Source organism: Thalassotalea insulae (genome assembly GCF_030161395.1).
Lineage (GTDB): Bacteria > Pseudomonadota > Gammaproteobacteria > Enterobacterales > Alteromonadaceae > Thalassotalea_E > Thalassotalea_E insulae.
Genome location: NZ_BSST01000001.1, coordinates 1811098 through 1835370 on the forward strand (window position 1 = coordinate 1811098; position 24273 = coordinate 1835370).

The following is a 24273-nucleotide window of genomic DNA, read 5'->3' on the forward strand; positions in this document are numbered from 1 at the left end:
TCTGAGTTAAATCAATATTTCACTTTTAAACAATAATATGGCTTTTTTAATTTCGCGCCTAAACAAATGTGCGCTCAAAAAAAGAGTATTATTATGTCATACAATCAAAAAGGATTCGTGTGCTCCATCGAAGCACCAGTAAAATCTATATCAGTAAACAAGCTCAATATTGCTGTTACTGACAATGCAGGTTTTCGCTTATTTGAATTTGATAATCATCATGATTCGAAAAACTTTTTAGCTTTTTTATATCAATTGTAAATAGTTAAAATAAACAAGCCAGTAGTTAACTACTGGCTTGTTGCTATTTAAGATGAGCATTTTTGATTAATAAATAGCGTTCACGCCCAGGTTACTGAAAAATTATGCTGGCTTTGTTGATTACCAAATGCAGTTAAACTGTTAATATCGGTTAGCGCAATAAACGCTGTATTATCCCGCTGCCGAATGCAGATCATTTCAACTTTATCTATTAATTTTATATCCCATGCAATTCCTTCAATACCTTGTTTACTATACGTTGTCACCCTGATCTGGCTACGACGCATGCAAACAATTTCAAAGTAATCATGCGCATCACAGCTGATATTAGTTGTCATGTTTTACTCATATCAATTATTCAGTCACTTATTACAAGCGAATAATACTATGTCCTTGCTCAGCGATCTGCTGTTGTACATTAGGGCTTGCGACTTCACTATGGCAAAAATTGCACCTGTGCTGCTTTATCTCGGTAGCAGGCACTTTAAGCTTAGCTAAATACTGCTCGGCAAATTCCTGCACTCGTTCAATATGCTCATCATTAACCAAAACATCAAAATGAATATGCTGGCCTTGAGCTGTTAATACATGAGTATCGTAAACATGGATTTTCATTTCAAATTCTCCGTAATTAATAACGTTATAATGCTTTGCCGGGTAAAGACAAATCTCCAGAGGCAATATCAAATACTTTGGCTACACAAAGCAAAGGCGCATGAACTTGTTGGTTGATTTTTAGTCCTGCGGTAACACCATCAAATGAAAAATTGCGACTTAAGCCTACTGCTGATAATGGCACTCTCACTAGTACTTCGGTATTTTTTAGTGAAAAATCAAACCCCGGGCTATCAATAAACAACGGCAGGTTCGGCCAGGTTGCCGGTAATTTTGGCTGACTGCCTTCAGGTATGTCCTTAACCTTTAGTGCATCCGTACCACAGGCATCATCAGGCACCAGTACTACCCAGTGGCTATGCCAGTTGTCACCATCATTGGTTTTATTTCCATCGTTGTTCTCATCATAAAGTGGGGTATCATCAAAATCAGGATGAACCGTTAATGCTAACGCTAGTATCCCTTGATCTGCTTCAAACCCAACCACTGAGCTGTTTAAACTTGTTGGCCAGACATAGCTGTATACCTCGGTACCCGCTAACGTTCCCGTAGCCTTTGGTTTTGCTGTGCCAACTTTTCCTCTGGCTTCTTGTTGAAAAACCAGGTGCGCGCCAGACGTAGTTACTTTTGCGTGCACTATATCAAACTCTGCTTTTACCTCTTGAGAAGCCTTAGCTTGAATATGACCGTGATGCTCATTGAACGCGAAAGCGTTAATGCTAGTAAAGCCAGATAATAAGCTCGTTGCTAAAAATATTTTTGCTAGTTTCATTATAATTCCTTAAATAAAATAGTTTCGCCTCGAAACCATTTTATTTAATCATGGTAAATCTTCGCTTGTCAAATAAGTTTTGACTCGATACTATTATGTTATGAAAAATGATATCTATAGCCGGATTGAGCGGCTGGCAAATTTACTCCGTCATGAAACCCGCGCCGCTGGACTAAGCATGGGCTTACAACCCATACATCAAGAAACATTGCACTACCTTGCCAGCTGCAACCGTTATTCTGACACCATGCTGGCTGTTACTGAGTACCTAGGATTAACCAAAGGAACAGTTTCACAAACCTTAAAAGTGCTAGAAAATAAAGCGCTGATCAGCAGAGAAAAAGATAAAAATGACAAACGGATCACTCATTTAACAGTGACAAAGCAAGGTCGAACATTTTTGGCTCAGACCGCACCTCCAGATAAATTTTCTCAAGCGTTAGTCCATTTGTCAGCCAATGAGCGACAGCAGGCCAAATCGTTACTTGAGAAAATGCTCTCTAGCTATCAACAGGTGACAGGGCGTAACGCATTTGGCGTGTGCAGCCAATGCCAATATAATCAACAAACTGAAACAGGTCTGTTATGTGGCCTGACTAAAGAAGCACTGACAAAAGCAGACAGCCAGCTAATTTGTCGAGAATATCTCGAATAACGGCTAGCTGCATATAAGTAAAATTATTATTCATCACTGAGCAAATTATGTTACTTACTATTTTTAAGCATTTTTTCTGGCTCGGCTGCATCAGTTTTGGTGGACCTGCGGCACATATTGGCTATTTCCAACAAAAATTTATTCAGCAATTACGTTGGTTTAGTCAGCAAGAATACGGGCAGATAGTGGCTTTAAGTCAATTTTTACCTGGACCAGGTTCCAGTCAGGTCGGCTTTGCTTTAGGCTACAAAAAAGCAGGATTAGCGGGTGCCCTAACCGCATTTGTTGCCTTTACCCTACCGTCAGTCATGTTAATGATGATGTTGGCGAGTTTAAGTTATCAACTCGTCGATAACAGCTATTTTTATGGCGTCACGCACGGCTTAAAATTACTGGCAGTTGTTGTCGTCGCCGATGCGGTATTAACCATGTTTAATAGCTTTTGCCGCGATAAGATCACCCGAACCATCGCCATTACAGCTGCGATTGTTTTACTAATGACCAGCGGTGTTTATAGCCAAATGCTGGTGCTGACTATCGCAGCGTTGTTTGGCGCAAAATATTTAGCTAATAAAGAATTATCTGCTACAGCTCCCGCAGGCATTGCCTGGCTGCCCTTTGTAGCGTTTATCGCCTTATTAGTATTGTTACCTTACTTGGCACAAGCGTCGAATCAGTGGCAGCTGGCCGCTGATTTTTATCAAGCTGGCAGTTTGGTTTTTGGTGGTGGCCACGTGGTATTGCCTCTATTACAAAATTTATTAGCAGAGCAGATAACTACCGATACTTTCCTGACCGGATATGCGGCAGCGCAAGCAGTTCCTGGCCCGATGTTTACGTTAGCAACATTTTTAGGGTTTCATTTATCGCCGAGCTTTCCGGTCTTAGGTGCGTTAATTGCGACCATCGCTATATTCTTACCGGGTTTTTTATTAATGCTCGCTTTTTTAAAACACTGGCATGGTCTGGCAAATTTACCGCGCCTTTCCGGTGCAATTCAGGCGATTAACGCCGCTGTCGTCGGCTTGTTATTAAGTGCGCTTTATCTACCGGTATTTAGCTCATCTGTTAACGACAGTAAAGACATGGCATTAGTACTACTTGGGTTCTTGTTATTAAAACAATTTAAAACCCCAATTGTGGTATTGGTAGTAGGGTTTTCACTGGCGGGAATACTGTTAACCTTTAGCTAAAAAAATAGGCAAAACACGTTTTGCCTATTCTATCTCCAATAGTAATTATTATTCAGCTTGTTCATCAGCGCTCAACCAATTACCGATCACTTGCGTTGCCTGAGCAACACCCGTTTTCTTCAATGATGAGAATGCCTGCACTTTAATATCTGCATTTAATGATTTTAGTGCTTTTTTTACTTTCAACACTTCGGCACTCGCTTTACCTTGAGAAAGCTTATCTGACTTAGTCAATAACACTAATACTGGTAACTCACTATCAGCCGCCCATTCAATTAAATCTCGATCGAGATCCTTTAATGGGTGACGAATATCCATCAACACCACTAAACCTTGCAGGCTTTCGCGTTTTTCAAGATATTCACCCAGGGCTTTTTGCCATTTCTTTTTCATTTCTAGCGGCACTTTAGCAAAGCCATAACCAGGTAGATCAACTAAGCGCTGGCCATCCGCCACTTCAAAGACATTGATCAACTGAGTGCGTCCCGGCGTTTTACTGGTGCGTGCCAAACTTTTTTGGTGAGTTAAGGCATTCAATGCACTGGATTTTCCGGCATTGGAGCGACCGGCAAAAGCGACTTCAATACCACTGTCATCAGGCAAACGCCTAATATCTGGTGCACTGATGGTGAAGCTTGCTTGTTGTAATTTAACTTCAGGAGTAGACAAACTAATTTCCGCTCTAACTAATATTTGAAAGCGATTATATCGCTTTTTCACTAAAATAAGTAAAAACCACGTTTTTTTTAGTGTTTTTTTCTTAAGCACTATTAAACAATTCCCGGTTTCGTGTAAAATGCCGCGTTAATCGTTCATTTTAAAATTGCTTGGTTGGTGACAAATCAAGTTTAATAAAAACAGAGAGCAACTCATGAAAAACGTCTTAATTTCTATTGTCTTTGGATTAGGCATGCTGTCACATGCTAATGCATTTGATGGAGATGCAGCAGCGGGTAAAACCAAAGCCGCGACCTGTGCCGGATGTCATGGTGCAAACGGTATCGGTATTGCTGATAATTACCCTAATCTTGCTGGCCAACATGCTGATTACATCGTTAAGCAATTAAAAGCGTTTCAAGCAGGTAGCCGTAAAGACCCAGTAATGGCGCCAATGGCAGCTGCGCTCTCTGAACAAGATATGCAAGACGTTGCCGCACATTTCTCTAGCTTTGGCCGTGACGGTTCTGCACCAGCAGGGGCGGCTAGCGCAGACGAAAGCGCCTCAGCTACACCAGCTGCAGCTGCCCCGGCAGCAGTTGTTGCCGATGCATCTGCGGGTAAAGCCTTATATGAGCATGGTGATAAAGAACGTGGCATTACCGCATGTGTTGACTGTCACGGTAAAGACGGTAACAGCAAGGTATTGATCAACCCTAACCTTGCTAAACAACATCCAGAATACATTGAAAAGCAACTAAAAGCATTCAAAGCGGAATCTCGTCACAATGCGTCTATGAATCAGGTGGCAGGTAATTTAACTGACGCTGATATTGCTAATATCGGTGCATACTTTGAAGACACTTCCGCAGTTGGCGAAGTGAAAGCGTCAGCAGGTAAAGTAGCGGTGAAGTCATTTGTTGGTGATGTTGCTGCAGGTAAAGCGAAAGCGGCTACTTGTACGGCATGTCATGGAGCAGACGGGAATCCTATGGTTGCCATGTACCCTGCATTAGCTGGTCAAGGTGAAGCTTACTTAATTAAACAATTGGCTGAATTCAAATCAGGACAGCGTGACAACGCGGTAATGGCAGGAATGGCAGCACCGTTATCTGACGACGATATTAAAAACGTTGCCGCTTATTTCGCGTCACAAACCTTAAAACCAGCTGCGGCTAAAACCAGCAACACTGGCCAAAAACTCTATGTTAGTGGCGATGCTAAACGTGGTATTCCAGCTTGTATCGCATGTCACGGCATTAACGGTGACGGCATGGATAAAGCTGCCTTCCCATCAATTGCCGGTCAAAGTGCTACTTATATTAAATCGCAGTTAGAGCTATTCCGCGAAGCTAAACGTGATAATGATCGCAACGCCATGATGCGTAATATTGCAATTAAATTATCAGATGATGACATCTCTGCATTAGCCAACTATATGGCAGCAATGAAATAAGTCATGAATAATTAAGAGAAAAGCAGCGTTATCGCTGCTTTTTTTTCGCTCATACTTTTTCATTATTTAATTTAATACCAAAACCTATACAAAAGCCCAATACGCCTTAAAATTCACTTGGTCAATTTGACTGATATTTAGCTTTATCTCACTTACATAGCAACTTCACATTGCTTAAATATAAAAATTATCTATTAATTTCAATCAGATAGCATATGGCACATATTCTGCTATACCTGTTGTTAGCACTTATTATCACTAATATTAGGCAAGCTATTATGAATACAACAGCACCTGCACCCTCAGCGGCATTGCAACCAGTCGCCAATAAGGACCGCATTCAAGTCATGGACTTACTGCGAGGATTTGCATTAATTGGCATTATTTTCATGAACATCGAGTGGTTTAACCGCCCAATAAGCGATTTAATGGCATTCGATTTTAGCCAAACCGGCGGAGATTGGGCCGCAAGCTGGCTAGTAAAAGTCTTTATTGAAGGAAAATTCTATAAACTGTTTTCGCTGCTCTTTGGCATGGGGTTCGCGGTGATGCTGCTTAATGCTCAGCAAGCGGATCGTCCTTTTGGTGCCTGGTTTAGCCGTCGAATGTTCGCGCTATTCCTGTTTGGTATGGTGCATATGATCTTCTTATGGGGTGGCGATATCCTACATGATTATGCCGTTGCCGGCATGCTACTGCTTGGCTTTGTTTTCCTGCTCAGAACAAATAAACTAAGCAAGTATAATTCTCCAACTGCTTATGCGAAAACCGGCTTTACTATTATGTTAGTACCGATCGTTCTTTCGCTTGGCGCGGCAATATTTTTTGGTGTTACCCGAGATAATGCTGCTGTCGTTGAAGAAGGCGAGCAAAGAGTCATGGTACGTCAGCAATCGGATGAAATGATAGAAGCCTTTAAATTAACTCCTGAATTTTTAAATAGTCATCTAGCTGACAATGCGTTACCAGCTGATGAAAGCACTGAACCGGAAGAAGAAATAGATGAAGATCAGATGACCACGGAAGAGCAAATTGCTCATCGTGTTCAACAACGCTTTGATCGTCATAAAGAAAAAGAAATAATGCTTCATAAGGAAGCACATCTGTTTAGTCAGGCCGATTACTGGCAAGTGACACAATATAGATTTGAAAAAGGTATAGAACAACTGGCATCGACTCCTATGATGGCGTTTGTCGTTTGCTTGCCGTTATTTATGATAGGTTACTGGCTAGTAGCAAGTGGTCGTTTAACCGAGCCTCAACGCCATAAAGCATTCTTCAATGCGGTATGCTGGGGCGGCTTAGGGATTGGCTTAGTGCTTAATGTTGTTAGTGTCTACATCATACTTAATCCGATAACTAAGCAATCTCTGGAACTCACCGCTATAAGCTATAACCTATTCTTTTATAGTCAAATTATTCTATGTTTTGGTTACTTTGGTATGTTTGTCAAATTAGCGAGTAAACAATGGTTTATCCGTTCTTTCTCCTGGTTAGCACCGTTGGGGAAAATGGCACTAACTAACTATATTTCCCATTCAATTATTCTAACTAGCATCTTTTATGGTTACGCCGGTGGCATGTTTGGCAAAGTAGATCGTGCAGAACAAATTGCTCTCGCGATTGTGATCTTGTTCTGTCAGGTTGTTATCTGCAAAATCTGGCTCAAGTATTTCCGCTTTGGGCCTTTAGAATGGTTATGGCGTTCAATTACTTATTTACAATGGCAACCTATATTAAGGCGTGAACAAAGTAGTGAGCGCCTACAAACTGCCTAATTCCCATAGTTCAAGATTAGTAATAAAAGCAGCCAGTTGGCTGCTTTTTTTATCCCGGTAATTAAATGGCGAAAACACTAGGATATCTTACACTTAAAGAACGTTAATAATAATTATCCTACTTGTGAACAAAACAGCTTATACAAAAGAAATGATCGCCTGCCTTAGATGCGATACGCTGTCGGAAATCCCTGAGGTCCAGCATAATCAACGTGCTGTTTGCCCGTGTTGTGGCGCTACCTTATTTTCACGCAAAAAGCAGTCTGTTGAGCGTACTATGGCCGTCGCATTAGCAGGTTTACTATTATTTTTTCCGGCCTTAACTTTGCCCATAGTTGGCATCCGCGCGATAGGTTTATACCACGAAGCCTCGTTAATTGAATGTCTTGCCGCCCTGATCGATAATCAGTTTTTTTTAGTCGCTATTTGCGTCTTTATGTTTACTATTGCGGTACCCTTTATTCGATTATTTACCGCCTTTTACCTCTCATGGCAGCTTAGTAAACAGCACATCACTCCGAGATTATTAATATTCTTTCGTTCTTATCACCAGCTAGATCATTGGGCAATGCTCAGTGTATTTTTTCTTAGCATTATTGTCTCGATTTACAAATTACAGTCGATGGCGAGTCTGAGTATCGGCGGCGGCTTAATATCTCTCTTGCTGCTACTCTTATGTTCTACCTTAGTGTCTAACGCACTAGATCACCATCTTATCTGGCAAAAACTGGAGCAAGCCCTTGTATCCACGCGCTAAATCTCTCGGCTTTATTGGCTGTCCTTGCTGCCAAAAACTCAATAGCAACACTTCGCATAGGTGTTGTCGATGCCATAGCATTTTACACCTGCGCAAGCCACATAGCGTTCAATATACTCTGGCCTGGACATTCGCCTCATTAGTAATGTTTTTACCAGCAAATCTTTACCCAATTATGGTGTTGCATAAATTTGCTATTACCGAACCAACCACCATTTTCAGTGGCATAATAAAATTAATACAAAGCGGTTTATATCCAATTGCAGCCGTTGTTTTTATTGCCAGCTTTATCATTCCCTTTATCAAAATTACCGGCTTGCTGTTTCTGGTCTATAACACTAAACGTTATTCACTCATTCCAACCAGCATGCAAAGTCGTTTTTATCGAGTAGTAGAATGGCTTGGTCCTTGGTCAATGCTGGACGTTTTTGTCGTGACTATCATGATGACTTTGGTCAATTTAGGTTTTATCCGCTCTGTTGAAGCGGCACCTGGCTTAAACTATTTTGCCTTAATGGTGATTTTCACTATGTTTGCCGTCGCCAGTTTTGATACTCGTTTAATCTGGGATATTGAACGCAGGAGTACTGATGCCAAAGCAGACTAACTCTCAGATACCTAAAGCCTATATCAAGAGAAAAACAGGTATTTCCGCTATTTGGCTGGTGCCTATCATCGCCTTAATTTTTGGCGCCTGGTTAGTAGTTAATGCTTATCTAGAACGCGGTACTTATATTACCGTACAGTTTGATAGCGCTCGCGGCATAGTTATCGGAAAAACAGAAGTGCATTACAAAGGTTTAACCACAGGGGTGGTCAGTGATATCGAAGTCGCAGACGATTTGCAAAGTGTGATTGTTGAAATTGAAATGGTCCCTAATGCAAGTAAAATGCTAACTGACAACACGGTATTCTGGTATGTGACTGCCGAAGTCTCACTTAAGGGTATCACTGGGTTAGACACCTTGCTTTCAGGTGGTTACATTAATATGCAACCGGATTTAAATGCAAAGGGTAAACCGCAGCGCCACTTTATCGCGGCTAAAGAACCCCTAATCATTGAACCGTCCAAGCCAGGTCTGCATCTCACTTTACTTAGTGAATCCTTAGGTTCACTGAAAAAAAACTCCCCTGTAAGTTTTAAACAAATACCGGTTGGCCATGTCACCGGGTTTCACTATTTAGATAACAGTAATCAGTTAAAAATCGGGCTATTTATTGAACCTGAATATGCAGGCTTAGTTAAGAAAAATTCACGCTTTTGGCATGCCAGCGGTTTTAACGTTCACGCTTCTCTAACCTCAGGTATTGAATTTAACAGTGAGTCACTGACATCAATTATTGCTGGCGGCATTGCGTTTGATAGTCCAAACAATGCTGCTAACAGCGAAAATGCCAACGAAGGCCAACAATTTACGCTCCATCCAAATTTTCATGCTGCAGAAATGGGACGAGAAATCACCCTAATACTGGATTTGGATTCAGCAATCGATCAAGGTACCAGTATTCGTTTACAGAACATTGCGATCGGTAAAGTCGTCGCAATTAATAAAATTGATGTTGAGCAACAAAAAATAATTGCCAAGGCAAAAATCAATCCGAGACTTGAACCTTACTTAACCAGCGACAGTCAATTTTACCTGGTATCATCAAAAATTTCTTTTGCTGCTGCCAGCAGTATCGATAAACTATTACTTGGCAGTTATATTGGCCTGCAACCATCTTCAGCAGGTGAACCAAGCAGTAGCTTTACTGTTTACAACCAACGTCCTCCTTATCGCTATTCAACTCCTGGTTTACACTTAAGCTTAACCACAACGGATAGTTCAGCGATAAACGTCGGTGCAGGCGTTTTCTATCACCAGCAACTCGCAGGTTCAGTGCAGGCAATTGAACGAAGTAATGAGCAACAAGCACTGGTTCACATTCATATTAAGCCTGAATTTCAACAACTTGTTTCTACTTCCAGTAAATTCTGGCAAATAGATGGCATCAAAGTGAATGCCAGCTTGCAAGGGCTCACAATCCAGACTCCTCCTTTACCTGCATTATTTAACGGGGGTATTGCCTTTGGCTTGGAGGATAAAGGAAACCATGAAGCTAAGGTCACTAATGGTGATCGATTCCCGCTTACGCTAAATAAGCAACAGGCAAAGCAAAGCTTACAATTTACCTTGCTGGCAGATGCATCATTTACTATTAAAAAAAATACCCGGCTACTTTATCAAGGCAAAGTGATTGGTCATATTCACTATCAAAATAAACACAACGGGAAAACGCAGCTAATTGCCGGTATATTGCCACAATATCAGAACATTTTGCGGGAAAACTCTCAGTTCTGGTTAGTTGAACCCGATTTATCACTCGCAGGCCTAAATGACACTCAGGCACTTTTCGGCGGCAGTTATATTCTAGTGAGTGGTGGTGACGGTAAAGCGACCACTGAATTTAATCTCGCTGCCAATCCAGTTGCTAAACATCATAGTGCTGCCGGACTGCAACTAACGCTTAACGCCGAGCAAAGCTACGGGCTCTTACCCGGCAGTCAGATCAGTTACAAAGGGCTCACCGTCGGGCAAATTGATACCGTTGAGCTAGATCAGGCTACAAAAGATATTTCCCTGACCCTAACCATAAGGTCGAAATATGCTCACCTAATCAATCATACTACGCGTTTTTTCAATACCAGCGGTATTGCTGTGCACGGTAACTTGAGTAACTTTCAGCTGCAAACCAATTCTTTAGCAAGCGTCGTTCAAGGAGGTATCAGTTTTTACACGCCAGACTCAGCAGTAAAAATACCGCGAGCAAAAGAAGGACAGAATTTTACCCTGTTTGCCAATTTGGAACAGGCAAAAATGGCAGGGATAACCGTGACCATACATTTTAATAACCTTAATGGTCTTAGCCCTGGACAAGCAATCAAGTTTCAAGGACATACAGTCGGCAAGGTACAACATCTGGTATTAGATCCCCACGGACAAGGGGCGACAGTATTCGCTTACTTAACTAACGACCAAAAACAACTTGCCGTAACCGGTACAAAATTTTGGCTAGTCAGCCCAAAACTAAATTTACTTAACTCGGCAAGGTTTAATCAGCTGATAGCGGGAGACTTTATTCAAATATTTCCTGGCCAAGGCGAAGCCAAAACTCACTTTAACGCCGAGGACATCCCGCCTGCAATTTCATCACTACACTACGGATTAAACCTTACATTATCTACTAAAACACTCGGTTCAATAAGAGTAGGCAATCCAGTCATGTATCGTCAGGTGGTGGTTGGTCAGGTGATAGGGGTTGATCTGGCTAAACATGCAGACCGGGTAAATATATATCTTAATATCGCCGAGCGTTACGCGCCTTTAGTCACAGCAGAAAGTAAATTTTGGAATGCCAGTGGCTTTGAACTAGAAGCAGGGCTGTTCTCCGGGCTAGCAATTAATTCCGAGTCAATAGAGTCTTTACTTGCCGGCGGCATTGCCTTCGCCACCCCCACAGTTAATAGTGACAACCAGCAAAATATGCCATCAAAAAAACGCTTTTTATTACATAGTAAGGCTAAACCAGAGTGGTTAGCCTGGGCACCGAAAATACCATTGGAGCAATAATATTCATCGCCATTTCGCTATTCACAAACAAAATGTACACACTTTTTCACAATATTGAGCAACTTATTAGCAATATTACTCAAGTAGATTGTAATAAATCCTGATATTGTTTGACTAAGTTGCACATGGATAAAAAAATAAAAAGAGTAGACATGACAAATTGTATTAATCAACCCAAAATGCCATCCGAGCGCCTAGTGACTATAGATATCATCCGTGGTGTTGCTTTGTTAGGCATTTTAATTATGAACATCCAATCATTTTCAATGGTTTTTTCTGCCTATAGCAATCCCAGTTCATTTGGCGATATCAACGGGATAAATTTTACTATTTACTATTTCTCTCATCTTTTCGCCGATCAAAAATTTATGACAATATTTTCACTGTTGTTTGGCACTGGCATAGTGCTAATGGCAGATAACATCATTAAAAAGCAGGGCGATGCCACCAAAATTCATTATAAACGTATGGCTATTTTGGCCCTTGTAGGACTAGCACACGCCTATTTATTATGGTACGGCGATATTTTATTCGCTTATGCTATTAGCGGTATGATTGCTTATAGTGCCCGCAAAAAATCACCAAAATTTCTTATTATCCTCGGAGTAAGCTTAATCGCGTTATGTTCACTGGTGATGTATGCCGCAGGCATTAGCTTACCCTATTGGGAAGCGACAGAGATTCAAGAAGTACAAGCGTTTTGGGCGCCATCAGCCGAAGCCATTAAACAAGATATTTTAGCCAACCAAGCATCCTGGCTAGGTCAAATGGAAATACGGCACCAAATGGCGGCCAGCATGCAAGGTAACCTGCCATTCTACCTCCCAAGAGTCATCGGCTTGATGTTTATCGGTATGGCGTTTTACAAGCTCAACTTTTTTGGCGATCGCTTTACTAATCGCTCACTACTGCTCAGCGGAATCATTGCGCTGACGATTGGTCTTGCCCTGATCATTAAAGGGAATGCCAACAACTTTGCCGCTAATTGGCAACTCAGCACTATGTTTGTCGGGTCACAATATAACTATTGGGGCAGCCTAACTGTCGCTTATGCCTATATTGCCTTTCTAGTGGTATTTTGCCGAACTAATGTATTTGGCAGAGTTAAAGCCATGTTCGCCAACGTCGGCAAAATGGCATTAACTAATTACCTTAGCCATACCTTAATTTGTGGCTTTATCTTTTACGGTTGGGGTTTAGGACTTTACGGCACAGTCGAGCGGCGTGAACAAATATTAGTTGTGTTGGCTATTTGGGTATTTCAGCTTTGGTTTTCCAGCTATTGGATGAAACATTTTCGCTTTGGTCCGTTTGAATGGCTGTGGCGCAGTATGACCTATGGTCGCCTACAGCCATTGCGAAAAAATCAAGAGCAACTCGCTTTAACTGAATCAAATTGATATAAGTCCTTTTTACCGCTACAAATACGCTGAAGATCCCGTGTTGCTTGCTCAGGATTTTCAGCGTGAGTGATCGCTGTGACCACCGCCAATGAATCTACCCCAGTTTGCCAAACCGCTGGTGCCCGTTCTAAATTTATACCGCCAATAGCGACCACAGGAATATCGGTGGCTAGTTGTAAAATTTGCCGTAAGTTATTCAGCCCTTGAATTTGCCCGGTCATATCTTTAGTCGTCGTTGGAAAAATAGCGCCAATCGCCAGATATGATGGTTTTAACTGCTGTGCCAGTAGAAATTCATAGCAGCCGTGGGTACTGACCCCTAAACGTAAGCCGGCTTGAGCAATAGCGTGTAAATCAGCATCGATTAAATCTTCCTGGCCTATATGCACGCCATAGGCGCCATATTCGATTGCCAGCTGCCAATAATCGTTAATAAATAACTGACAATCATATTGTTGACTCAGTTCAACCGCACGAGAGATTTCATCGCGTAATGCTTGTTCACTCAGGCCTTTCAAGCGCAGTTGGATGATATTAATACCAAGCGGCATCAGGCGTGCTAACCACTCAACTGAATCTACCACAGGGTATAAACCTAGCCCCTGATGATTATCACGCTCAATGGATAACGAATTAAACGCAGGTAACGGAGGGGATTGGTCACTAATTTCAGTAATGACCCGAGGAAAATCCGCTAACTTGCCCGGCCATTGAGTTTGTTCAAATGCACCATAGTAGCCTAGTTTCCCCTGATGTTGCTTTAACCCTTGCTGGATAAAGGCTTTCGCTAAGGTAAAAGCATCCCGTAATAAGTAGTGATGCGCTAAAAAACTCGCTAATGCGCTAGCAAACGTGCAGCCACCACCATGACTATAGTCCGTTACGATCCGTGGTGATACTAACTGGTACGCCCGCTGCTCATTTGCCGAATAAGCATAATCGACACTCGTCTCACCACCGCCATGGCCGCCTTTAATAATCACCTGTTTAACCCCAAGTTGCGTTAACCGGCGACTGAGTTCAGTCATATCTTCACTAACACTCTCGGTCAGTTGCTGCGCTTCCTCAAGGTTAGGCGTTAACAGATCAATACAAGGTAATAGCGCCGCTAACTGAGCGGGTGATAATGACGATAAGCCCCCGCCAACGCTTGCCTGGCCGACAGGATCATAAACAACCATTATTTCAGGTTTTTTGCTTTTCAGCATAACCAGCAGGTTCACCAGCCAGTCCAGCTGCTCAGCGTTGGCAATTAAACCAATTTTTATCACCTGTGGCGGTTTATCCGTTATCAAAATTTGCTCTTGCTGTTGAAGTATTGTGACATCCGTCGCATTAACCGCAACTAACTGCTGAGAATTTTGCACCGTATTAGCGGTGACCAAATGGCACAGTTCACAGCCAAGTACATGAGCGGTTTTAATATCTGCAGCAATTCCAGCACCACCTGAACAATCGGCACCAGAAATCGACCAGATAATGGGTTTATCTGTATGTGATAATAAGTTATTCATTGTTAACTCAACTCATTGACTGATGCCAAAACGGCGTATCTAAGGTCGGCGTACTTGGATGCGCCGTTTGTCGTTCCGGCATGATACCGGCAACATACGCTTGCTCTCCCGCCTGCAATGCTAATGCAAAGGCTTGCGCCATCGCCACCGGGTTATCAGCAAGTGCCACCGCTGAATTTAGCAACACCCCATCATAGCCGATTTCCATCGCCTGACAGGCATCCGATGGCTTACCGATACCGGCATCTAAAATCAACGTAGCATCAGGTAAACGTAAACGGATAGTTTCAAGATTATAAGGGTTCATCAGTCCTTTACCTGTGCCGATTGGCGAGGCCCAGGGCATAATAACCTGACAGCCAAGATCATAGAGCCGCTGACACAGCACTAAATCATCGGTGCAATACGGCAAGACCTTAAAACCATCATCAACGAGTTGCTTGGCCGCACTTAATAATTCAATCGGATCTGGCTGCAAGTTATAATCATCACCTATGACTTCAAGTTTGATCCACTCGGTGTTAAAAATTTCTCGGCTCATTTTCGCTAACGTCACGGCTTCTTTCGCTGATTTACAGCCAGCCGTATTTGGCAATAAATAACCTTGCTGGCTAGTGACAACATCCTGAATATATTGCCAGATTTTAGCGCCTGCCTGCTCAGCCGGATTCTGCCTTTTCAGCGACAGGGTTACCACTTGCGAACCACTGGCTAATATCGCCTTTTTCATTATCTCTGGTGACGGATATAACGCGCTGCCAATCAATAACCGGCTAGTCAACGAGGTATCATATATAGTTAATGACATCAGTTAACCCCCCTGAATAGGGAACAGCACATCCAGACAATCCCCATGCTTTAACTGTGTAATGTGGTAATCAGCCTTACCAACAAAATCACCATTTAAGGCAACGGCAAAGCTTTGTTGTTGGTTCTCAGTCGTTAAATACTGAGTTAACGCATCAGCGACGGTATTCGCCGCCTGAACCAGCTCAAGTAACTGGCCATTAATATGAATGTTCATAAGACTCTTTTTCCATTGCACTATTTTCCCGTGCACTAATCGTCAACCAGCGACCATAAGGGGAAGCATCAGGTTCAATCGCTGAGTCCCTGGTCATTTGCTCAATTGCATACAGCACCTGCTGCAACACCACAGGAGCAATTAAAAAGCCGTGACGATACAGGCCATTAACCTGCAGCACCCGTTCACTGATTAAGATCTTAGGTTGATTATCACTAAACGCCGGACGCAACTGGCTGATATGTTGTCGGATATTCGCTTCTGCAAACCCAGGATGGACGCTGTATGCCGCGCTAAGTAGCTCCATCGATGAGCGTACTGTCATCGGCGCATTATCTTCACTTTCAATTTCTGTCGCGCCAACAACATAATAGCCATGGGTTTTCGGTGCGATATAAAGCTGATAACGTGGGTGCATTAAGCGCACCGGTCGAGTTAAATGAACATCAGGAGCCAATAACTGAAATAGCTCCCCCCGCACCGCTCGTAAATCATTTAGCGCGAACGCTTGCTTGCTACATTGTGACTTTCTCGCACCACTACCACGACAATCAATAACAAAATCGCAGTTAATCTGACCTAGCTGCCCCTGCTGTGTAAACTGCACCACACTCGTATTGCTCTGCTGGTTAATACCACTAACACTGGCATGCTCCAACCAGCAAACCGCCAGTTTCTCCAACTCCTGCTGCAAGGCAATTAATAATTTACGATTACCGATTTGCCCCTCCTGAGGCAAATACAGCCCAGAATGAAAGCTACGTCCAAGTTCTGGTTCTAGCGCCAGTAATTGTTCACGACTCATCTTGTGACACTGGTAGTGAGCATAATGGTTAGCAAGATAGCGGGCATAGCGCTGAAAATCACTGATATCCTGCTCATGGCTGACCATTATCGCACCACTTTGTTGAAAATAAGTGTAACCACTAAGCTCAGCCAATAACTTCGGCCACAAGCTAAGCGATTCAAAACCCATTTCAACAATATTAGCGTCGCTGTGCATGGCCTCACCCAACGGCGTCAATAAGCCAGCAGCTGCATAAGCTGCACTTTGCTTCGCTGGTTTACTGTCTTTATCCAACAAGGTCACTTGATGACCTTGTTGGGCTAAACGCCAGGCGATTAAACGCCCGATAAGACCTGCACCAACGATAGCAAAATGCAACGGCTGACTCACTACATCTGAGCAAATCAGGTTATCGATTTTCATCGCCGTCTATTGCCGCTAATTCCTTCGCCTGATGGTAAATTTCACTACCTGTCGCTTTGAATTCTGCTGATTTTTCTGCCATGCCAGCAATCGCCTGTTCAAGACTCTGAGCTTGCGCCGTTACAGTTTCATCGACTAATTTCACCTGGATCTGCTCGCCAGCTTCAAGCTTAGCAGCATAGTCCCGCACATCCTGAGTGATCTTCATCGAGCAAAATTTTGGTCCGCACATCGAGCAAAAGTGGGCAATTTTACCTGATTCCTGCGGCAAGGTTTCATCGTGGTAAGCCCTTGCACGCTCTGGATCTAGACCGAGATTAAATTGGTCATGCCATCTAAATTCGAAACGCGCTTTCGATAAGGCATTGTCACGAATTTGAGCACCCGGATGGCCTTTCGCCAGATCGCCAGCATGGGCGGCTATTTTATATGTGATCAGCCCTTCTTTAACATCCTCTTTATTCGGTAACCCCAAATGCTCTTTCGGCGTGACATAACAGAGCATCGCACAACCATACCAACCAATATTTGCCGCACCTATACCGGAAGTAATATGATCATAACCTGGCGCGATATCTGTGGTCAGTGGCCCTAAAGTATAAAACGGCGCTTCATGACAATGTTTAAGCTGCTCTTCCATATTCGCTTTAACCATATGCAATGGTACATGCCCCGGGCCTTCAATCATTACCTGGACGTCGTGCTGCCAGGCAATTTTTGTTAATTCTCCTAAGGTATGTAATTCGCTAAACTGTGCTTCATCATTGGCATCAGCAATAGAACCCGGACGCAAACCATCGCCTAGAGAAAATGAAACATCATAGGCCTTACAAATCTCACAAATCTCTTCAAAATGGGTATAGAGAAAATTTTCTTTATGGTGAGATAAACACCATTTCGCCATGATCGAACCACCACGCGAGACAATGCCAGTTACTCGTTTCGCCGTCATCGGCACATAGCGCAATAACACCCCGGCATGGATCGTGAAATAATCCACCCCTTGCTCTGCCTGCTCAATCAAGGTATCTCGGAATACTTCCCAGGTAAGATCTTCAGCGACGCCATTGACCTTCTCTAATGCCTGGTAAATCGGTACTGTACCGATAGGCACCGGTGAATTTCGGATGATCCATTCGCGGGTTTCATGAATATAACGGCCGGTTGATAAATCCATCACCGTATCGGCACCCCATTTAGTTGACCATACCAGTTTTTCAACTTCTTCTTCTATTGATGAACTGACCGCGGAATTGCCGATATTTGAATTCACCTTGATCAAGAAGTTACGGCCAATGATCATAGGTTCACATTCCGGGTGATTGATATTTGCCGGAATGATTGCACGACCTTCAGCAACTTCCTGACGTACAAATTCAGCAGTAATTTCACTTGGGATATTGGCACCAAAACTTTCGCCTGGATGCTGATGCTTGAGTATTTCGTCTTTCATTTCAGCGCGTTTGGTATTTTCACGAATGGCAATATACTCCATTTCTGGGGTAATAATTCCCTGCCGAGCATAATGCATTTGCGTGACATTTTTACCTGCTTTGGCTTTACGAACCTTAGGTAAATTATCAAAACGAATATGATCTAGTCCTTCATCCGCTAATCGTTGCTGCGAATAGCCTGAACTCGCACCGTCAAGTGTTTCACTGTCACCACGGCGAGTGATCCATTCAGCCCGCAGTTTAGGTAAGCCTTGATGAACATCGACCGATACTTCTGGATCTGTATATACTCCGGAGGTGTCGTAAACTCTGATCGGCTCATTCGCTTCAAATATCGGTTGCTCTTCAGTACCGCCAACAAAGGTATCACCGACGCTAATTTCACGCATACCAACCTGAATATCGTGTAATTTTCCTTTGACGTATACTTTTTGTGAATTGGGGTAACTTTGACCAGAGACATTATGAATAAATGCCTGTGCCTGTTCCCGACGTTGACGTCGAGAAAGTGATTTTTGTGACTGAGTCATAATATGCCTTTTTAACTAAACGTTAGTGTTACAAGTAAAAAGACGGAGTGTAGAATGGAAAAAAATAATCAAGATCTAGATTATTTTTGTCTTGTTCCCTTACGCAGATGTTAATCTGATCAGGTTCTACGGATCCCGCAACAGCGATCTCAGCTATAGCCTTACCACAAACTTCACTAAATCATAAAGTTTAAAGTAAAAATAAAGCACTCCGACAAGTTGTACTGAGTAGACGAGTGATATCGCCACTTGGTACAGTAAGCTCAATTTTAGAGAATGTTACCTCAGATGCAAGCTAAATAACGTCAATTATTGCTAATTCAACGCAAAAAGATATACATTATACATAAAGTAATATAGAGATAGTGCAAATTCATTATAAGAAGAATGATCATGAAATTAAAATCGAGTACTTTACTGCTAAGCGCGGCATTAGCCTGTATACAAATTCCAGCAATTAGTTGGGCTGATAATCTATTCGGCACAGCAAACAATGGCTCCAGACAAGATGTACTGCGTGGTTCTATTACCCCTGAACGCGCCTGGTGGGATTTAAGTCATTATGATTTAGCAATAAAAGTTGATCCAAAAAAACGTACCATTGCCGGTACCAATACTATGTCGTACCGGGTCGTTGCGCCACAATCAGATATTCAAATTGAGTTACAAGCACCGATGAAACTAACTAAGGTCACACAAAATGGTGAAGTGCTTACGGTAAAAAAAGATGGTTACAGCTATTTTATTACCCCTAATGCTCAACAAACGCTTGGTTCGACTCAATCATTAGTGATGCACTTTTCCGGTCAGCCAACCGTTGCCAAAAAAGCACCTTGGGATGGCGGCATCACCTGGAGTAAAGATAATAACGGCAACGATTTTATTGCCTCAAGTAATCAGGGCATTGGTGCCAGCATCTGGTGGCCAAATAAAGATCACGGTTATGATGAACCGGATAACGGCGTTGATATTCGCGTGGAAGTGCCTGAACATTTAGTCGATGTTTCCAATGGTCGCTTGATTGAAACCACTCACAACAAAAACGCCAAAACCAAAACTTATCACTGGCGTGTTATTAACCCAATTAACAATTATGGCGTGAATCTCAATATCGGCGACTACGTTCATTTTGGCGAAAAATATCAGGGTGAAAAAGGCCAGCTTGATATGGACTACTGGGTGTTGCGCGATAACTTAGCAAAAGCGAAAAAGCAATTTAAAGACGCTAAACGCACCGTCGAAGCGCTAGAGTACTGGTTTGGCCCGTATCCATTCTATGAAGACAGTTATAAATTGGTAGAAGCGCCTTACTTGGGCATGGAGCATCAAAGCTCAGTCACTTATGGCAATGGTTACCAAAATGGCTATTTAGGTCGAGATCGTAGTGACGCAGGACCTGGGATGTTATTCGATTTTATAATTGTCCATGAATCTGGCCACGAATGGTTTGCTAACAATGTCACCAGTAAAGATATTGCGGATATGTGGATCCATGAGAGCTTTACTAACTACGCTGAAAGCTTATTCCTTGAATATCATTATGGTAAAGAGACCGCGTTCAAATATACCCGAGGCCAGCGACTTAACATCCAGAACCAGCAGCCAATAATCGGCCAATACAATATTCACAGCGAAGGTTCCAGTGACATGTACGATAAAGGCGGCAACATGTTACACACCATCCGTCAGCTAGTTAATGACGATAAAAAATGGCGTGAAATATTGCGTGGTATAGGTAAAACGTTTTACCATCAAACAGTGACCACAACACAAATAGAAAACTTTATCAGCGAGCAAGCCGGTATCGACTTAAGCAAGGTCTTTGACCAATACTTACGAGATAACCGCATACCAACATTAGAATATTACCTTAAAGACGATAAAATTCGCCTGCGCTGGAATAATGTTAAGCCTGGTTTTGATATGCCAGTTCGCGCTTTCATTAATGGCGAAGCAATTTGGTTGTCACCAACCACTCACTGGTCTGAAGTAACGATAAACCACAAAAATCCAAGCATAAAAGTCGACAGTAACTTCTATGTTTCTAGCCTAAATATTCAGGGCTAATTCACAGCACTAAATTGCAACATCTGGCACATACTCATTGTCAGGTGTTGCATCTTCCCTTCGTTAGTACCAAATTAAAAATAATCATTAAAATTCATTTACTTAAGAAATTACTAATCACTATTATCAACTAACTGGTTGACCAATTTAGACATATGTACAAAAAGCTGGACAATGTTGCATTAGTTGATAAATTAGCAGAACTCACTAATAGTTTATGAACAGGTAATTTGCTGAAGACATTGATGAAGCGATATCGAAAATATCAATTAAGTTGTGCAATGTTCACATTGATGTGGCTCATTTGTTACCCCATATCCGCCAATGAAAAAGTTGATACTCCGAAAAGCGCACTTCATAAGATTTCATCCGTCTGTCTAACTTCACCATTTGACTGCTTGGAAAATATTGACTCCACCATTGAAATGGTGCCGCCAAAAAGCCGAGTATACTTTCAAATATTACAATATAAATATGAAGCGCTTTTAAATTTACAGCATATGGAACGGTTATATAATGAAACTAAATACTGGCTCAACCAACCAGAGTTGCCATTTTTATTTCAAATTTCAAACGCTATTTATTTCGCCAAGGCGGCATTAAGAATGGGAGATCAGCAAGGCAGCATTACCAGTTATCGCTTTGCGAAATCCTTACTTGGCCAGATGAACAATGAATACCCTTCGCCATTACGTTTAGTGCAGTTTGCCAATTTACAAATGCAATTATCAGAGTTCCAACAGGCCTATAAGTTATTGCTATCATTAAAACAGAAATACCCTAAAAGCCCCGATATCCACTTTATGCTAGAACTCAACGGCAATTTAGGCCATGCTGCCAATCAGCTCGGTAAAACCGAACAGGCGCTTACTCATTGGCAAGAATCAGTTAAATGGGCAGAGCAATTTGGCAATAAACAACAGCTTGCCGTTGTGCTATTTAATCTCGCTGATATTTATGAACAGCTACAGCAGTACCCTCAGGCACAACAAAATTTTACAGAGTCAGTAAAAGTGGCTTATCAAGCCGGTGATAAAATTAAGGCGAATCAAGCTAATTATCACTTAGTCAGGGTGCTAGCTAAACAACATAGGTTCTGTCAGGCACTGGCGCTTTATCGTACTCTAGATAAGGAGATACTACCGAGTAAGCCGATATATCCATTTAATGACTTGCCACAAATTTTAACTAACTGCACTACAGCACAAAAAGTTAATTGATAATATGAGAATAGCCATTTGTCGAAAAAAAGCCTTGTTACTATATGGATTATTAGTGATTTTCCTATGGTTAAGTAATTCTCGGGTACTGGCCGGACAAACGAAAAAAAACCCATCAACAAATCCGTTAAAAAAAATCACCGCTATCTGTTTACACTCGCCATTTGACTGTCTCGCTAATGTTGATCAAGTACTGCAACAAGTTCCGTCTAACAGCCGAGTTTACTTTGAAGTGTTGCAATACAAGTATGAAGCGTTATTTAATCTGCAAAAAGATCAGCAGCTTTATCAGGAAACTCGGAAGTGGATTAACCGAACTGACCTACCGTTTTTGTTTCAAATCACTAATGCTATTTACTTTGCTAAAACAGCATTAGCCTTTGACGATATTGAAGCTAGTAAGCAAAGTAAATTATTTGCTAAATCACTGTTAGGGCAGATGAATAAAGAATACCCGTCTCCAATTCGTATTGTCCAGTTTGCTAATTTATTGATGGTATTAGAAGAATATCAACCAGCCTATCAGTTACTAACGAAATTAGTGGAAAAACACCCAAACAGTCCGGATAGCCGTTTTATGTTGGAACTTCATGGCAATATGGGGCATGTTGCCAATTACTTAAATCAACCTAAGCAAGCATTAATGCACTGGCTCGAAACGGTAAAATGGGCGGAAATTTTTGGTAATAAACAACAAATGGCAGTGGTATATTTTAATCTTGCGAATACCTATGTTCGACTGAACAAATACTCCGCAGCGAATGATAACTTCAATAAAGCAATTATTACAGCCTCCGAAGCGGGCGACCTGATCAAGGCCAATCAAGCAAGGTATCATCTGGCGAATGTGTTGATAAAACAACAACAATATTGTCAAACTCATGCGATTATCACGCAAATCGACGAAGACAATTTACCCGCGAATTATCAACTACAAAACCTGACCACTAACCTCAAGCTATGTAAATAGAAATCATAAAAAGCGATTAACCGACTTAACCATTAGCCGCTTCCATAACTTGCAGATAATGCGTTAAATTCTTTTCATTTGCTAACTCAAAAGACTGGGATAATTTTTGACAAGACTGGATACGATCAATGCGAAATTCTCGGTATGCCGATCGTAACTGGCAATAAGCGACTAAAGTCCATTTAGCCCCCCAATAGACCAATCCCAAGGGTTCTATGGTTCGCTGTGACAGTTGCTGGTTAACATCTGTATATTCTATAGCTAACTGTTTTTGCTCAGTTATTGCACTACGTAATTGCTGGCTAAGTAGAGCTAACTCTGTATTTTTAAAATAATCTGGCACCACAATAGGTGAGTGCTGATTATTACCTTTCAGTTTATCTGGCAATATTGCGGTAATTTTATCCAATGCGGAATTTGCACCAACGGCTAACGCACTATCTCCCCATGTTTGTACCATTTTTGAGCCAACTAGCAAGGCCAATAATTCCTCACTGGTAAACATTAAAGGAGGTAGTTCGAACCTAGCGTCAAGCCGATAGCCAACCCCTGCTTCCCCTTCAATTGGCACACCGGAAAGCATTAAGGCCTGGATATCCCGATAAATTGTCCGCTCTGATACCTCAAGGATTTCAGCCAGTTTACTTGCGGTGACAGCAAGACGACGACCTCTCAATAAAGTGATCAATTGAAATAATCGTTCCGCCTTGCGCATAGCTTATCCTAACTCTCTGTTCTGTTACCCACCATCACAACCGAATGATGCTAGCACGTTAACATGTTCAAGTTGAACCGATTCTTTCTCAATACACTGTACCATTTGCTGGCATTGTGGTGACTGGCGAAAAGCCTGTTGCCCCTGCTGCGCTGCTGCCATATCCTGCCAATAAACAATATCGATAAAGCGACCATCTGCTTTTTCACACAAAGAGCGGTACAGCATGCCTTTTTGCTCTCTTAAAAATTCATCCATCGGCTGATTAGCCGCTAAAAAATCATCCTTGGTATAACCTTTTGCCAAAGTAAAATTAACAATTTCTACAACGTTCGTCATGTGTTTCTCCTTAATATTTGTCAGAACAACAACATGATAAGACACAGCTACTGACAGCGTAGTGTCAGTAGC

23 protein-coding genes and 1 riboswitch are annotated in these 24273 nt (G+C 42.1%); of the genes, 12 read left to right on the forward strand and 11 right to left on the reverse strand.

Annotated features, from left to right (window positions below; translation table 11 throughout):
- The first annotated feature begins 93 nt into the window (after positions 1-93).
- Positions 94-261 (forward strand): hypothetical protein, encoded by a 168-nt coding sequence (locus QQK06_RS08230; RefSeq protein WP_284244179.1) that lies wholly within the window; start codon positions 94-96, stop codon positions 259-261.
- 80 nt (positions 262-341) lie between these two features.
- On the opposite strand, the gene QQK06_RS08235 is transcribed toward QQK06_RS08230, so the two are convergent.
- The 3 genes from QQK06_RS08235 to QQK06_RS08245 are packed head-to-tail and all read right to left on the reverse strand — an operon-like array spanning position 342 to position 1648.
- Complete coding sequence (locus QQK06_RS08235) at positions 342-599, reverse strand: Rho-binding antiterminator (protein WP_284244180.1); 258 nt, start codon at positions 597-599, stop codon at positions 342-344.
- 31 nt (positions 600-630) lie between these two features.
- A complete protein-coding gene (locus QQK06_RS08240) occupies positions 631-876 on the reverse strand; it encodes a DUF2024 family protein (RefSeq protein WP_284244181.1) in 246 nt (81 codons plus the stop codon).
- A 25-nt stretch (positions 877-901) separates the two neighbouring features.
- On the reverse strand, positions 902-1648 hold the full coding sequence (locus tag QQK06_RS08245) for a hypothetical protein (RefSeq protein WP_284244182.1): 747 nt from the start codon (positions 1646-1648) through the stop codon (positions 902-904).
- A gap of 100 nt (positions 1649-1748) precedes the next feature.
- Here QQK06_RS08245 and QQK06_RS08250 point away from each other — a divergent pair, with 100 nt between their 5' ends.
- Both QQK06_RS08250 and chrA read left to right on the forward strand, forming a co-directional pair.
- A complete protein-coding gene (locus QQK06_RS08250; protein ID WP_284244183.1) occupies positions 1749-2303 on the forward strand; it encodes a MarR family winged helix-turn-helix transcriptional regulator in 555 nt (184 codons plus the stop codon).
- Positions 2304-2350: 47 nt separating this feature from the next.
- On the forward strand, positions 2351-3496 hold the full coding sequence (gene chrA, locus QQK06_RS08255) for a chromate efflux transporter (protein WP_284244184.1): 1146 nt from the start codon (positions 2351-2353) through the stop codon (positions 3494-3496).
- A 48-nt stretch (positions 3497-3544) separates the two neighbouring features.
- Here chrA and yihA read toward each other — a convergent pair whose 3' ends face one another.
- A complete protein-coding gene (gene yihA, locus QQK06_RS08260) occupies positions 3545-4165 on the reverse strand; it encodes a ribosome biogenesis GTP-binding protein YihA/YsxC (RefSeq protein ID WP_284244185.1) in 621 nt (206 codons plus the stop codon).
- Positions 4166-4367: 202 nt separating this feature from the next.
- Between yihA and QQK06_RS08265 the strand changes: the two genes are divergently transcribed.
- The 6 genes from QQK06_RS08265 to QQK06_RS08290 all read left to right on the forward strand — a co-directional run bounded on the left by QQK06_RS08265 (position 4368) and on the right by QQK06_RS08290 (position 13155).
- Positions 4368-5609: a c-type cytochrome gene (locus QQK06_RS08265; RefSeq protein WP_284244186.1), complete on the forward strand. Its 1242-nt coding sequence runs from the start codon at positions 4368-4370 to the stop codon at positions 5607-5609.
- A gap of 278 nt (positions 5610-5887) precedes the next feature.
- Entirely contained in the window at positions 5888-7387 is a 1500-nt protein-coding gene (locus tag QQK06_RS08270; protein ID WP_284244187.1) for a DUF418 domain-containing protein, read from the forward strand.
- 124 nt (positions 7388-7511) lie between these two features.
- A complete protein-coding gene (locus tag QQK06_RS08275; protein ID WP_284244188.1) occupies positions 7512-8144 on the forward strand; it encodes a paraquat-inducible protein A in 633 nt (210 codons plus the stop codon).
- On the forward strand, positions 8128-8751 hold the full coding sequence (locus QQK06_RS08280; RefSeq protein WP_284244189.1) for a paraquat-inducible protein A: 624 nt from the start codon (positions 8128-8130) through the stop codon (positions 8749-8751). The genes QQK06_RS08275 and QQK06_RS08280 overlap by 17 nt, the downstream gene beginning before the upstream one ends.
- Positions 8735-11755, forward strand: coding sequence for a PqiB family protein (locus tag QQK06_RS08285; protein ID WP_284244190.1), 3021 nt, complete (start codon positions 8735-8737; stop codon positions 11753-11755). The genes QQK06_RS08280 and QQK06_RS08285 overlap by 17 nt, the downstream gene beginning before the upstream one ends.
- Before the next feature lie 152 nt (positions 11756-11907).
- Positions 11908-13155 carry a DUF418 domain-containing protein gene (locus QQK06_RS08290; protein ID WP_284244191.1) on the forward strand — a complete coding sequence of 416 codons (1248 nt, stop codon included), beginning with the start codon at positions 11908-11910 and terminating at the stop codon, positions 13153-13155.
- On the opposite strand, the gene thiE is transcribed toward QQK06_RS08290, so the two are convergent.
- From thiE to thiC, 5 genes are read right to left on the reverse strand one after another with little or no spacing between them, the layout of a single operon-like run.
- On the reverse strand, positions 13122-14672 hold the full coding sequence (thiE, locus tag QQK06_RS08295) for a thiamine phosphate synthase (protein WP_284244192.1): 1551 nt from the start codon (positions 14670-14672) through the stop codon (positions 13122-13124). The two genes, QQK06_RS08290 and thiE, sit on opposite strands and share 34 nt — an antisense overlap.
- Positions 14673-14679: 7 nt before the next feature.
- A complete protein-coding gene (locus QQK06_RS08300; RefSeq protein WP_284244193.1) occupies positions 14680-15480 on the reverse strand; it encodes a thiazole synthase in 801 nt (266 codons plus the stop codon).
- A 3-nt stretch (positions 15481-15483) separates the two neighbouring features.
- Positions 15484-15696 (reverse strand): sulfur carrier protein ThiS, encoded by a 213-nt coding sequence (gene thiS / locus QQK06_RS08305; RefSeq protein WP_284244194.1) that lies wholly within the window; start codon positions 15694-15696, stop codon positions 15484-15486.
- Complete coding sequence (gene thiO / locus QQK06_RS08310) at positions 15680-16906, reverse strand: glycine oxidase ThiO (protein ID WP_284244195.1); 1227 nt, start codon at positions 16904-16906, stop codon at positions 15680-15682. Before thiO ends, thiS begins: the two co-directional genes overlap by 17 nt.
- Complete coding sequence (gene thiC, locus QQK06_RS08315; RefSeq protein ID WP_284244196.1) at positions 16893-18890, reverse strand: phosphomethylpyrimidine synthase ThiC; 1998 nt, start codon at positions 18888-18890, stop codon at positions 16893-16895. The genes thiO and thiC overlap by 14 nt, the downstream gene beginning before the upstream one ends.
- A gap of 78 nt (positions 18891-18968) precedes the next feature.
- Positions 18969-19114, reverse strand: a riboswitch (TPP riboswitch).
- Positions 19115-19283: 169 nt separating this feature from the next.
- On the opposite strand from thiC, the gene QQK06_RS08320 reads away from it, so the two are divergent.
- The 3 genes from QQK06_RS08320 to QQK06_RS08330 all read left to right on the forward strand — a co-directional run bounded on the left by QQK06_RS08320 (position 19284) and on the right by QQK06_RS08330 (position 23147).
- The gene (locus QQK06_RS08320) at positions 19284-20957 is read left to right on the forward strand and encodes a M1 family metallopeptidase (protein ID WP_284244197.1); all 1674 of its coding nucleotides are present in this window, start codon (positions 19284-19286) and stop codon (positions 20955-20957) included.
- 281 nt (positions 20958-21238) lie between these two features.
- Positions 21239-22177, forward strand: a complete 939-nt coding sequence (locus QQK06_RS08325) for a tetratricopeptide repeat protein (RefSeq protein ID WP_284244198.1) — start codon at positions 21239-21241, stop codon at positions 22175-22177.
- Positions 22178-22181: 4 nt separating this feature from the next.
- Complete coding sequence (locus QQK06_RS08330; RefSeq protein WP_284244199.1) at positions 22182-23147, forward strand: tetratricopeptide repeat protein; 966 nt, start codon at positions 22182-22184, stop codon at positions 23145-23147.
- A 25-nt stretch (positions 23148-23172) separates the two neighbouring features.
- On the opposite strand, the gene QQK06_RS08335 is transcribed toward QQK06_RS08330, so the two are convergent.
- On the reverse strand, positions 23173-23862 hold the full coding sequence (locus tag QQK06_RS08335; RefSeq protein ID WP_284244200.1) for a helix-turn-helix transcriptional regulator: 690 nt from the start codon (positions 23860-23862) through the stop codon (positions 23173-23175).
- 24 nt (positions 23863-23886) lie between these two features.
- On the reverse strand, positions 23887-24201 hold the full coding sequence (locus QQK06_RS08340; protein WP_284244201.1) for an antibiotic biosynthesis monooxygenase family protein: 315 nt from the start codon (positions 24199-24201) through the stop codon (positions 23887-23889).
- Between the last annotated feature and the right edge of the window lie 72 nt (positions 24202-24273).